Annotated in this window: 11 protein-coding genes; 9 read left to right on the top strand and 2 right to left on the bottom strand. The window is 41.5% G+C overall.

Features of this window, described 5'->3' with window-relative positions; genetic code table 11:
- Window positions 1-64 precede the first annotated feature (64 nt).
- A complete protein-coding gene (nhaA, locus tag BLS65_RS02950; protein WP_092435618.1) occupies window positions 65-1,375 on the bottom strand; it encodes a Na+/H+ antiporter NhaA in 1,311 nt (436 codons plus the stop codon).
- 313 nt (window positions 1,376-1,688) lie between these two features.
- Here nhaA and BLS65_RS02945 point away from each other — a divergent pair, with 313 nt between their 5' ends.
- A complete protein-coding gene (locus tag BLS65_RS02945) occupies window positions 1,689-3,935 on the top strand; it encodes a tetratricopeptide repeat protein (protein ID WP_092435615.1) in 2,247 nt (748 codons plus the stop codon).
- A 59-nt stretch (window positions 3,936-3,994) separates the two neighbouring features.
- Complete coding sequence (locus tag BLS65_RS02940) at window positions 3,995-5,116, top strand: 4-phosphoerythronate dehydrogenase (protein ID WP_092435612.1); 1,122 nt, start codon at window positions 3,995-3,997, stop codon at window positions 5,114-5,116.
- Here the strand turns inward: BLS65_RS02940 and BLS65_RS02935 are convergent.
- A complete protein-coding gene (locus BLS65_RS02935; protein WP_092435609.1) occupies window positions 5,113-5,571 on the bottom strand; it encodes a hypothetical protein in 459 nt (152 codons plus the stop codon). The genes BLS65_RS02940 and BLS65_RS02935 overlap by 4 nt on opposite strands.
- Before the next feature lie 210 nt (window positions 5,572-5,781).
- Here BLS65_RS02935 and BLS65_RS02930 point away from each other — a divergent pair, with 210 nt between their 5' ends.
- The 7 genes from BLS65_RS02930 to BLS65_RS02905 form a co-directional block, all read left to right on the top strand.
- The gene (locus BLS65_RS02930) at window positions 5,782-6,468 is read left to right on the top strand and encodes a DUF554 domain-containing protein (RefSeq protein WP_092435606.1); all 687 of its coding nucleotides are present in this window, start codon (window positions 5,782-5,784) and stop codon (window positions 6,466-6,468) included.
- A gap of 4 nt (window positions 6,469-6,472) precedes the next feature.
- Window positions 6,473-7,900, top strand: a complete 1,428-nt coding sequence (locus BLS65_RS02925; protein WP_092435603.1) for a RapZ C-terminal domain-containing protein — start codon at window positions 6,473-6,475, stop codon at window positions 7,898-7,900.
- A gap of 6 nt (window positions 7,901-7,906) precedes the next feature.
- Window positions 7,907-8,044, top strand: a complete 138-nt coding sequence (locus BLS65_RS18170; RefSeq protein WP_170829982.1) for a hypothetical protein — start codon at window positions 7,907-7,909, stop codon at window positions 8,042-8,044.
- Window positions 8,041-8,772 carry a nucleotidyltransferase family protein gene (locus BLS65_RS02920; protein WP_092435599.1) on the top strand — a complete coding sequence of 244 codons (732 nt, stop codon included), beginning with the start codon at window positions 8,041-8,043 and terminating at the stop codon, window positions 8,770-8,772. Before BLS65_RS18170 ends, BLS65_RS02920 begins: the two co-directional genes overlap by 4 nt.
- A gap of 143 nt (window positions 8,773-8,915) precedes the next feature.
- A complete protein-coding gene (locus tag BLS65_RS02915; protein WP_092435596.1) occupies window positions 8,916-9,827 on the top strand; it encodes an ABC transporter ATP-binding protein in 912 nt (303 codons plus the stop codon).
- Window positions 9,828-9,833: 6 nt separating this feature from the next.
- On the top strand, window positions 9,834-12,497 hold the full coding sequence (locus tag BLS65_RS02910) for an ABC transporter permease (RefSeq protein ID WP_092435595.1): 2,664 nt from the start codon (window positions 9,834-9,836) through the stop codon (window positions 12,495-12,497).
- Between the two features lie 17 nt (window positions 12,498-12,514).
- Window positions 12,515-12,778: IS1 family transposase (locus tag BLS65_RS02905; RefSeq protein WP_139180944.1), on the top strand; the 264-nt coding region annotated here is incomplete at its 3' end.

The raw sequence follows: 12,778 nt of genomic DNA, 5'->3' as shown, positions 1-12,778 counted from the left end.
CGTTTAATTGTATGTTGCTTTTATACTGTTTGTGGTGGCATCTTATTTGACGAGACGCCATCGGTTAGGCTCTTTTTAGTTCTTTTGTAAGTGTAACTCTAAGGAATATATAACCAAGAATGCCTGCAAAAAGGGAACCTACCAAAATGCCTATTTTCCCGCTTGTAATAATGTCGGGATCGGTATAAGCTAAACTTTCAATAAACAGAGCCATTGTAAAGCCGAAGCCACCTAAGATTGAGACTCCAATGATCTGTTTAAAGTTAACCCCAGATGGGAGTGAGGAAAATCCCATTTTTATGGCTAACCAACTAAATAGGCTTATTCCTAAGACTTTTCCAAACAGCATGGCCTCTGCTAAATGCAGCGACAGTGGGGTAAATCCTGAAGCCGAATTTGATGCAGGGAATAATTCTACACCAGCGTTGGCTAGTGCAAAAATGGGCATTATAACAAATGCTACAAATCCATGCAATCGTGTTTCAAAATGTTGTAGCATTGGTTGAGCTTGCTGCGTGAGGGTTTCTATAGTTTCGAGCGAGACCCTTTGAGGTTTTGTTAAGAATTGTGTTTTTTTCTTGAAGGTACACGTTAGGTTATCAATCTCGATCCGAAGGAGACGTTGAAATGTTCCCACTTCAATCTTTCTATTTCCGGGGATGGTAAAGGCCAAGAGAACCCCTGCAATTGTTGGGTGAATACCCGATTTAAGGAATAAATACCAAACACCAATTCCACCAAGAATGTAGGTCCATTTGTGGTTTATGTTTAGGTAGTTGGCCACGAATAGTAAAAGAAGTATTCCAAATGCCACAATTAAATAAATCCATAGAATGGAAGTGCTGTAAAAGAACGTTATTACCAAAACTGCACCTAAATCATCTACAATAGCAAATGCGGTTAGGAATATCTTTAAACTAAGTGGAACTCTCTTTCCTAGAAGTTGAAGGATACCCAAGGAAAAGGCTATATCGGTAGCCATTGGTATTCCCCAGCCCTCCTTGCCGACACCATTGTCGTTCAGAACAAGAAAAAGAGTGATTGGGACAACCATGCCTCCAACTGCGGCAAATATTGGTAGTGAGGCCTTTTGAATGGTGGAGAGTTCTCCAGCTAAAATCTCTTTTTTTATTTCGAGTCCAATTACAAAGAAGAAAACGGCCATTAGTCCGTCGTTTATCCATAAAATCAGTGGTTTGTCTATAGACCAATTGCCAACTCCAAGCGAAACTTGGGTCTTCCATATGGAAAAGTAGGATGCAGAAAATTCGGAATTTGCCCAGAATAATGCCACCAATGCGGCGACAAATAGTAGCAAACTACTTGTAGATTCTAACGAAACAAATCTTTGAAATGGATTGTCTGTTCTCTTCATTCCTTATGATGCTTTATTGTTAATTCAACTATCGTATTTTAAGCGAGATGTTTTCCGCAATCTCAAACAGCGAACTTGTTGTTATGTTTAACAACAATCTTCCATTATCTTTTTGTTAATGGCATCATTGGTATTCTGGTAATAATCCGAATGTTCATTAACTTTCGTGTGCTGGTATTGGTGGCGGAGTTTAAGCTCTAGACTTTTTATCTGATTCAAATTTTTTTTTGGAATAGTTCAGTATGATCATTTTTTTTATATTTGATGGATGCATTAACAGTGTTGATGCTTTTACGGGTAAAGATAATCGAACATGCTATTTGCACGGCAATCTATTCTACTTATTCTACTTTTAATTTCATCGCTGGCGCATGGTCAGGTGGATACTTTGTCGCAGCAATTGAAAAAATTCCCTGCAAATCACCAAAAAATTCGGTATCTGTGTGATATTGCTAATTCGGTTGTGTCCGACCAACCATTGAAAGCTGAAGTATATCTGCATAGGGCTGAATCCTTGCTTAATAAAACTGATTCATGCTATTTTAAACCACTAATTCATTTTGGAATAGTGAAGGCATATCGCTTTCAGGGTAAACTACCGGAAGCATTAGAGGAGACCGACCGAGCATTGGGTTGGCTTAAGACGTGTGGTAATCAACGTATAGAGGCCGAGTTGCTACTTGCCAAGGGTGGCATTTGTTTTCGTTTGGGAAAGTATGACAATGCCATTGAGGCGTTGGAGAAGGCAGAGAAAATTTTAATTAAGCAAGGATCGGATAAAGAACTTGCAAGTGCTTATAATTTACTGGGTGGCGTTCAGTGGGCACGCGGCAACTATCCAGGTGCCATCAAAATATTTCTCAAAGCGCTCCGGATGAAGGAACGGGTAGCCGATTCGGTCGGGATTGCAAATGTTTCCAATAATATTGGGATAATATACGACGATCAAAAGGATTACAAAAATGCACTTGTTTGGTATAGCCGTGCCCTAAACATTTATCGAATTAAGAATAACAATACCGGATTACGAAATGCCTTAAATAACATTGGGGTTGCTTATAAGAATCTTAAAAAGTATGACAGGGCAATTGTTACTCTTGAAGAGTCCATGGCTCTTGAAAAGAAGGCAGGAAATATATCAGGTATCGGATTTTCGGCAAATAATTTAGGTGAGGTCTTTTTTCAGAAAGGAGCCTATCCAAAGGCTGTAGTTTATTTTAAACGAGCTATTGTTTTGCTGCGCGAGAGCGGCGAGGAAAGTAGTTTGCCCGCCTGCTATGTAAATCTTGGGCGCGTAAATGTGATGATGGGGAAGAATGCTGAGGCCGTAATATATTTGCGTGATGGATTGGCAAAAGCGGAAAAACATGAAAATTTAGAGTTGCAAAAAGAGGCTTCACTCTGGCTCTACCGAGTTGAAAAGAAGGGCAAAAGTTTAAAAAGTGCTTTGACGCATTTTGAAATTTATCACTCTTTGAGCGATTCCTTAAATGGTCTTCAGGCAAGGAAGCAAATGAATGAGTTGCTTGTGCAATATGAGTCCGATAAGAAGGAGAATCTTATTAGCAGTTTAGAGCGTGAGAAGGCCTTCCAGACCGTTTTGCTGGATAAGAAGCGGACAGAACTTCTAATCTCGGTGGTTTCCAGTTTGGTATTGCTAATATTGGCTATAATGCTGCTATATACCTACTATCAGAAGAGGGTTGCATTTAAGGCTCTTGCCTTAAAGAATCGGGAAATAGAGGAAAAAAACGAGGAGATATCTGTTCAACATTACGAAATTTTCCGGACTAACTTGCGGCTGACTGATTCTATAACATACGCTAAAACTATCCAAAATGCTCTGTTAGCACCTATTGCGTCCATCAAAGAATACTATTCCGATTTTTTCTACTTGAATCGACCTAAGGATATTGTGAGCGGGGATTTTGTTTGGGTGGCTTTCCGTCAAAACAAGATGATGCTTGTGGCCGTGGATTGCACGGGGCATGGAGTACCAGGTGCCTTTATGAGCGTGTTGGCTATTTCGCATTTAAACCAATTTTTTATTGAGGCAACTTCGCTCGATCCAGCTTGGTTCGCATCTAGAATGAGGGATAAAATTGTCGCTAACTTGCATCAACATGGAAAAGTGAACGATAGTCACGATGGCCTCGCCCTAGCTATTGCAGTTATCGATAGGGATACTCTTCAGTTAGATTATGCAGGCGCTGGAATGGATTCGCTAATTGTACGTAAGGAACGATCCTCGTTTGTTTCGCATAAAATTAAGGGGAATAGGACCTCAATTGGATATATTCCCAGTACATCCGATTACAACACTACCACCACAACCTTATTGTCGGGCGATAGATTATTCTTATATTCTGACGGATTCGCCGATCAACTGGGTGAAAAAACGGGTCGAAAACTACTGTTTACCGGCTTCGAAAAACTACTTTTGAATAGTTCTGGCTTGCCTCTTCAGGATCAATATTTGTTATTGGAGCAGGAATATGACAATTGGAAGGGAACAAAGGAGCAGGTGGATGATATGATGGTTTTTGGACTTTTGATTTAGTATTTGCTTAAGAATGTATGTATTTGCGATGATTATATAACCTCTTAATTGTAAGAGATATGAAAATTGTTATTGACGATAAGATCCCATTTCTGGAGGGTATTCTAGAGAATTATTTTGAAGTGGTATACAAACCTGGGAAGTTCATTTGCAGAACCGATTTGCAAGACGCTGATGCCCTGTTGGTGAGAACTCGCACCCAGTGCAATGGGTTACTACTAAACGGTACTCCTGTAAAGTGTATTGCCACCGCAACTATTGGCCACGATCATATTGATGCCGCTTACTGTAAGAAAGCTGGAATAAAGTGGTCGAATGCTCCCGGTTGTAACGCTTGGGCTGTTCAGCAGTATGTTATTGCCTCTATCCTCGAAATGGCCCAGAAATATTCGATGTCTTTAAATAATCTTACACTAGGCATTGTTGGCGCTGGCCATGTAGGTAGCAAAATTGCCGAAACGGCTTTGGCTCTAGGTTTAAACGTTTTGGTAAATGATCCGCCTCGGGCACTGAAGGAGGGTGGCGATTTTGTTTCGCTTGAAACTATTCAGGCTGAATCGGATTTTATCTCTTTCCATGTTCCACTTACACTGGAGGGTGATTATAAGACGATCCAAATGGTCGATGATCATTTTTTTGCTCGATTAAAGAAAATGCCGATAATTATTAACTCTTCTCGCGGCGAGGTTATGTCGGGTGATGCGCTCAAACGCGCCCTGATTTCGAGAGTTATTCGGGGTGCTGTTGTGGATGTTTGGGAAAATGAGCCAACGGTGGATGTTGAACTGCTCCGAATGGTAGATATTGCTACACCCCATATTGCTGGCTACTCTGTGGAAGGTAAAGCCAAAGGAACTGCGTATGCCGTTCAAGCGTTGAGTAGGCATTTTGGATTGGGCATCGACAACTGGTATCCAAGTTCGGTTCCCTCACCGCGAAATTCAATCATTGAACCCAAAAATAATGTGCCTCACAAAACAATCCTTGAAGCGGTAAGGTCTACCTACAGGGTTATGATCGACGATAATGGTTTGCGATCGAATCCTCGGAATTTCGAGAAGTTACGAACCGATTATAATTTCCGCAATGAGTTCTCCTCTTTTCAAGTTGATGGAAGCAATCTCGATGCAAAATTGGTAAAGCGTTTCCAAAAGGTTGGATTTATCGTGACAGGATACTAGAAGTTAATAACCCATAGTGTTCTTTCTTCTAAAACACACTTGTCGCAAAGGGCAATAAGAGATCGGTTTACCTGAATCAACTTGCGGTGGTATGCATGCCAACGGGTAATCCATCTTTTATCTTGCTCTTCGAGTTCCTTTAACAAATTTTTACCTAGGAATATTCCGGTTAAGTAACCCTTGAATTCATCCAGATTAGTGATGGATACAATTTTCTCTAGGTTATCGAGTAGTTCGTTTTTGAGGGGAATGATGTTTCTGGAGTTGTATTTAGTGGCACCAAAAAAGTCATAAATATGGTTGCTGCGCTCAAAACATCCAACAAAAATATTGAATACATCCAAGTACAGAAATTTAGATTCGGTGTCACACTTGAAGTATATATCCGAATTACCTGAGATGTTAAACTCCACAAAATTAAATACTTGCTCTTTTGATTGTAATCCTAGTTTCATAGTAATGGAGATATTAATGTTTGTTTCTTACTGCCGGCTGTACCAATATCATTTTTCTTAACCGAAATTGTGGGTATTTAAATAGATGCAAGTTCGGTATTTTTCCTAGGTAAATTTATTCTTTTTTCTAATTCTTTCCGCATCAAATAATCATATGTCGACTTTTCCCCGGAAATTAACTGCTATTTTTGAGCCAATCAATTTATTTATATGGTTGGAACTCTTATAAATTTTGCTGCAATAGTTGTTGGGGGATTCATCGGCTTGGCTTTTCGGTCCAAGTTTCCCAATAATATTCGCATTATTGTGTTTCAGGCAATGGGCTTGTTCACGCTCTTCTTGGGCGTGTCTATGGCTCTTAAAATGAACGAGATATTGTTGGCCATATTTGCCTTGATTCTTGGCGGAATTACTGGCGAGTTGCTGCGATTGGAGACAAGGATGAATGGTTTAGGTGAGACGATAAAGCGCAGAATAAAGTTTGGAGATGCACGGTTTACAGAAGGTTTAGTTACTGCATTTTTAATGTTTTGCATGGGTTCCATGACGATATTGGGCTCACTCGAAGAGGGTATGGGCAACTATCCCAGATTGTTAATGGCCAAATCGCTTATGGATGGAATCTCAGCCATAGCGCTTACTGCGGCATTTGGATCGGGAGTAATTTTTGCTGCCATTCCATTGCTCATCTATCAAGGTGCCCTTACTTTGCTTGCTCGTTATTTTGGACATGCTTTACCTGAGTCAATTGTTTCTGAAATTTCGGGCGTGGGAGGTGTTTTGCTCATTGGGCTTGGGCTAACAATTCTGGAGGTAAAGGCCATTAAAGTGTTGAATCTTTTGCCTGCACTTGTCTTTATCGTGGTTCTTGTAATTCTGTTTGGAAAGTATATATAAGGTTATGGCTTTAAAACAAAAGGAAATTCTCGATGCGCTTTCGTTAGCACATTTTGGCAAACTGGCCGATTCTATCATACCGTTGCCTGCTTCGGGTTCAAATCGTCGCTATTTCCGTATGGCTTTTGAAAACAAAAGCGTAATTGGTGTAGTAGGTGAGGATGTTGATGAAAATAGGGCTTTTTTTTACCTGACCAATCATTTTCGTTCCATTGGGCTTCCTGTTCCTGAGCTTTTTAGAGTTAGCGATGATTCTCTTTCATACTTACAAGAGGATGTTGGAACGCATGACCTTTTTTCATTCATTACCGATCCCAGCATCCTTATGGCCGAACGTGAAGCCAAGATGCGCGAGGCTTTATCCCTTCTGGTGCAGTTTCAGATAGATGGTGGTGAGTGCTTAGATTTTCATAAATGCTATCCCCAAGAATCACAGGATAAAACCACTGTGATGTGGGATCTGAACTATTTTAAGTATTGTTTTTTAAAGCCTTCCGGAATTAATTTCAACGAGCAAATACTCGAAAACGAATTTGTCTCATTAGCGGAAACCCTTACCGTGGGAGACGATAACTACTTCCTTTATCGCGATTTTCAGTCACGGAATATTATGATGAAGGAGGATGGGGGACTTGTATTTATCGATTATCAGGGCGGACGGCGTGGCCCTCTTCTTTATGATCCTGCTTCATTTATTTATCAGGCAAAGGCTGGTCTTTCCTCCGATGTGCGCGATAGGCTTTTTGATTACTATCTGAAAGAGTTGGGAGAGCGGATTTCCATAAATGTTCCAGACCTTAGGCGACAGTATAAACTTTTTGTTCTCTTTCGCACGCTGCAAGTTCTTGGGGCATATGGCTACCGCGGCTTTTTCGAAAAGAAACCTCATTTTATTCAGAGTGTCCCATTTGCTCTATCCAATCTAAAGCAACTACTTATTGAAGGTGCTTTGGAAGGGAGTTATTTTGCTGAAGTGTTAACCACCCTCGTAAACAAAGGAATCGGAGTTGAACAACTAGAGCCCTTTGATGGTTTAACCGTGGATGTTTGGAGCTTTTCTTATCGTAACGGTATACCGGAAGATTATTCAGGTAATGGGGGCGGTTTCGTTTTCGATTGCAGAGCGGTTCATAATCCAGGACGGTTGCCCCGCTTGGCAAGCCTAACGGGTCGCGATGCTGAAGTTGCGAATTATTTAGGGGAGTCGACCGAGATGGCTTCGTTTTTACAAAGCGCCAATCAGTTAATCGAAGCCTCTGTTAAAAGATATCTGGCAAGAGGTTTTAGAAGTTTAGTTGTCGCTTTTGGTTGTACTGGAGGTCAACACCGATCGGTTTATTCGGCAGAAGCGATTGCGCAGCAGTTAAGGCAGTATTTCCCTTCGGTGAGGGTTGTTCTTCGACATAGAGAGTTGGGTATTACGGAAAAATAGTTTGTTATGGGCAAGACGTTGTGCAAAGAGGATAAAAAGGGTAAAGAAAAGGGATCGGAAGATGCCCGTTTCGAGTGTAAACGTTGTGGCCGTTTTGCCAAAAAAGAGGAGAAACTTTGTAAACCCGAAAAGGCTAAGAAATGAAGGCAATGCTATTTGCAGCAGGGTTAGGTACGAGGCTTAAGCCAATAACCGATTTCATCCCAAAAGCGTTGGTTGAGGTTAATGGTGAACCTATTCTGGGCTACCAAATACGGAGGCTTGCAACTTTTGGCTTTACTACGATTGTGGTTAATGTACATCACCATGCGGAGAAAGTGATAGCATATTTATCCTCCCTTGAAATTCCCGGGGTTGAGGTTTTAATCTCTAACGAATCGGATCAGCTGCTAGATACTGGTGGTGGATTATGGAAGGTAGCCAATTTGCTCAGCGGGAATGAACCATTCTTAGTTCACAACGTCGATATTCTTTCCAATATTAATCTTGCCGAAGTTTATCATCAACATGCTCAATCCCAGGTACTCGCTTCACTGGTCGTTAGCAATCGCCCGAGTAGCCGAAGGTTTCTCTTCAATGCCGACGGACTTCTCCGGGGATGGGAGAACGTAAATACGAATGAGAAAAAACTTCCCTGTAGTGAGGTAGAAAATCTTGTGGCGGCAGCTTTCTCTGGTATTCATATTGTGAATCCTGCTATTTTCAATCATCACAGCCAATTGGGTGCATTTTCAATTGTCGATGTCTATTTATCGCTTTGTTGCCAGTTTTCCATTCATGCACTGAATCTTTCCAACTCTATGATACTGGATATTGGAACTCTTCCAAAACTAGAGGAGGCTAATCGTTTGGTTTCGGAAGGCGTTTTGTAGCTAACCAATTTGCAATTAAGTTCTCATTAACTTTGTTTTGACTGTTTTTTTTCGACCTTTGTATAAGGGGTCGATTTAATTGTTCGTCAGCAGATGCAGCGGTTGTTATTCGATCTCGTTATTGAGGAACAAATAACAGCACCGTGCAGATTGAAATTAAGCAGCTCTCGAAGGTATATCCCAACGGCAATAAGGCACTCGACAACGTTAATCTTTCCATTTCTAGTGGTATGTTTGGGCTACTTGGGCCAAATGGAGCTGGAAAGTCTACACTGATGAGGATACTCGTAACCCTGATGGATCCAACGGAAGGGACTGTTTTTGTGGATGGACTTGATGTGTCCAAGCATCGTAAGGAGATGCGGGGCATGTTGGGTTACCTACCCCAAGATTTTCGATTCTTTTCGAACCTTACAACCTACGAATTTCTGGATTTTGCGGCACGCCTATCGGGTATGAATCGCAGTAAACCTCGTGCAATCGCAGTGAATGGAATGCTGGAGACTGTGGGCTTGTTTGATGCCCGCGATCGGAAAGCGAATAAACTTTCGGGTGGGATGAAACGGCGGTTAGGAATTGCTCAGGCGCTCATTAACGATCCCCGAATCATTGTAGTGGATGAGCCTACCACGGGGCTTGATCCAGAAGAGCGAATTCGGTTTCGAAATCTGCTCTCTACCATTAGCAACCGAGATGTTATTATTATTCTTTCTACGCACATTGTAAGCGATATCTCAAGCACCTGCCGCAATATGGCATTAATGGCTGAGGGTAAAGTTGCCTACTGTGGTACTCCCGAAGATTTAGTTGCCCAAGCACGGGGTAAGGTATGGCAAATGGTTGTTAACCAAGAGGAAATGGATAGAATTGGACAACAGTTCCCTATTACTACGACTATTCCAGTTTCTGACGGATGGGATATTGAGGTGGTCACCGATAATCCGAGTCCGTTTGTTGGTAAGCAAGTGGATGCAAATCTCGAACATGCCTACGTTTACTTTATGGACCAGCATTCGGGCAGTAAGGAGTTCTTATTCATCGATACCGAAAAATAAGCCTGTATGCTATCCTTTAACCACATAAATACGATTGCGCATTTCGAAGCAAAAACTCTCTTCCGGAGTTGGTTTTTTCGAATTTTCGGAATCCTCATGCTGTTGTTTCTACTTGTGTTTGATATTGAGCAGATTAGCGATAATGAAGGACAACTATATCTAGCAGTTCCATCGGCAATACCTTACGTTAACCTTTTGTTTTTAAATCTGGTCCAGTCGATAATTGCCGTATTCTTAGCTTCTGACTTCTTGAAACGGGACAAAAAACTCGATACCACAGAGGTTATTTATACCCGTTCGATGTCCAATGGCGATTACATCCTAGGTAAATTGTTGGGTGTTTTGACGGTGTTTTTCACTTTCAACTTTTTGATTCTTGCTTTATCCTTAACCATTAATATTATCTCTTCTTCCCATCAGGTATGCTTGGAGTCCTATCTGTACTACTTCTTGCTTATTTCGGTGCCTACATTACTATTCATAATTGGCCTCTCTTTTGTGCTGATGAACCTCATCCGGAATCAGGCCATTACTTTTGCAGTGCTGCTTGGGTATATCTTTCTCACACTCTTTTATCTTCAGCAGCAGTACTTCTACTTGTTCGATTACATGGCCTATAATATCCCAATGGTATATTCCGATTTGATTGGGTTTTCCGATATAGGAAAGTTGTTGGTTCATCGATTAATGTATGCCAGTTTAGGGCTTTCGTTTATTTCCTTTACCGTTTACCGTTTGGGCCGTCTTCCCAATAAACCGTTCTCTAGGGTTTATCCCTTGATGGTTGCTCTCATTTTTTTAATTGGGAGCGTTGTTCTTGGATATTTCCATATAGCGGATGCACGGTATGGCGAAGAACTAAGGAAAGAGATGGTTGGATTGAACAATCAATACTCATCGTTACCCCAATTAAGCATCACCGATCAGCATATAACTCTTAACCACAAAGGGACTGAAATATGGGTTCATGTTGCTATTACCGTTAAAAATAACGAGAGTCAACCATCGAGTCAGGTTCTTGTTCGCTTAAATCCGGGTCTTACTGTGAGCAAAGTTGAGTCGGGTACCCAAACTCTCGATTTTAAGCGGGAAAGACATTTGCTCTTCATTAATATGCCTAAACCGCTTGCAATAGGCGATTCTGCAATAGTAAGAATTGAGTATGCGGGTAGTATAGATCAGGAGGCCTGCTACATTGATATTGATGAAGAGTTACGCGCAAAAAAGAAATCGGTGGACATATTGAGTATTGGGGAGGTGTATGCTTGTATCAGAAGCAACTATCTTTTCTTGACGCCGGAGGCGAATTGGTATCCAATGGCTAACGTTGGTTACAATCAAAAGAATACGGGTTGGATTCTGCCCTATTTTTCTCGGTATACTCTTACTGTTAATACTTTTGATGGTGCTGCTATTATTGTATCGGGTATGAGCCGAAGGGGAGAGGTAAATCCTGCTACATTTTATTCTGGAAACCCATTAACCGGACTTTCGCTGGTGATTGGCCAATATGAAAAACACTCCTATAAAAAGCAATTACCCGAACTCGGTGTGTGGATTAAGCCGGGCCACGATTTCTACAAAAACATTTTCGTTGAGTCTAAGGATACTGCCGAAAGTATTATTTATAAAACTTTTCAGGATTTCGCCATTAGGAATGGTGGCGATTACCCATTCAGTGGCCTATACCTTGTAGAAGTTCCGATACAAGTCTATTCCTATCCACGCTACTGGCTTAACCATAGCGAGATGGTTCAGCCGGGAATGGTCTTTGTCCCCGAAAAGGGAGGTTCGTCGCGTACTTTTAGGTTTAAGAGCAATATGCAAAACCGAAATAAATGGGGCAATGAAAAAGACCAAGACTCTCTTTCCCTGCAAATTGACGAGATAAAGAGTTTGTTAGATCTTTTTGTGAAAAATATGTCACGCAACCGAATTCGCTGGGAAAACGGTCAGCGTATTGAGGACGAGGTTAATAATCCATACTTTATTTTTGATCAGTTTTATGGGTTCAACCATCCGGTAGTTTCGGAGCAATACCCTATTTTCACACCGCTACTTGGTTCTTATTTAAGCCGTAGAGGTCAAATCGAAAATGAGGGTGCTTTTACGTATGGTTTTAGCGAATACGAAAAGGCTGCGCTACTTCTTCGGGAAAAAAGCATGTCAGAAATCATCTCTAATCCCGCTTATAATAAGTTGGCCGATAATGTCATGGATATGAAAGGTGATGCCCTTTTTTCGCTTCTAGAACAGCGTGTTGGGCGGCAAACCCTCGATGATATAATTGCTCTTATCCGAAAAGATCATAGCTTCCGGCCAATTGATTATGTCGACTTTAAAAAGGTGATCTTGGAGCGGACGGGAGAGAATATTGACAATCTGATCGCGGGTTGGCTTATGTCTAAGGAGTTGCCTGGGTATCGTATTGGTCAAGTGGAGGCGCTGAAAGTAAAAGAAGGGCAGCGTCAACGCTATCTTACTCGGCTATCAATTGGCAATGAATCCAAAATTGATGGGATTGTAAAGATTGCTGTGCGGGAGACTGGGAGCGATGAATCCAGTGGTAATGATGGTCCATCGTTTAAGACCTATGTGGTTGGAGCCAAACGGTTAAAAACCATGGCTCTATTCAGTGATAATGTTGTTGCAAAAATTTGCTTATCTTAGTGGAAAGTCTCTATGATATGACAATAATTGAACAAATCCGAGAACTCGCAAAACAGTTGACAGAACAAGAGCGCGTTACGGTAATGCGGGAGCTGAAAAATACGGATGCATCACTTACGGCTCAGCTGGGGGAGGCGAAAGTCTGCCCCCACTGCTCGAGCAGCATGATCATTAAGCACAGCATGTTCAATGGGAGGCAGCGCTCCAAGTGCAAAACGTGCGGCAAGACCTTTACTATGCTTACCGGAACGCCCATACACGGGTTGAAAAAGGTTTCACTT

Source organism: Williamwhitmania taraxaci (assembly GCF_900096565.1).
In the GTDB taxonomy this organism is placed as follows: Bacteria; Bacteroidota; Bacteroidia; order Bacteroidales; family Williamwhitmaniaceae; genus Williamwhitmania; species Williamwhitmania taraxaci.
This window is presented reverse-complemented; position numbering and strand designations above follow the sequence as displayed.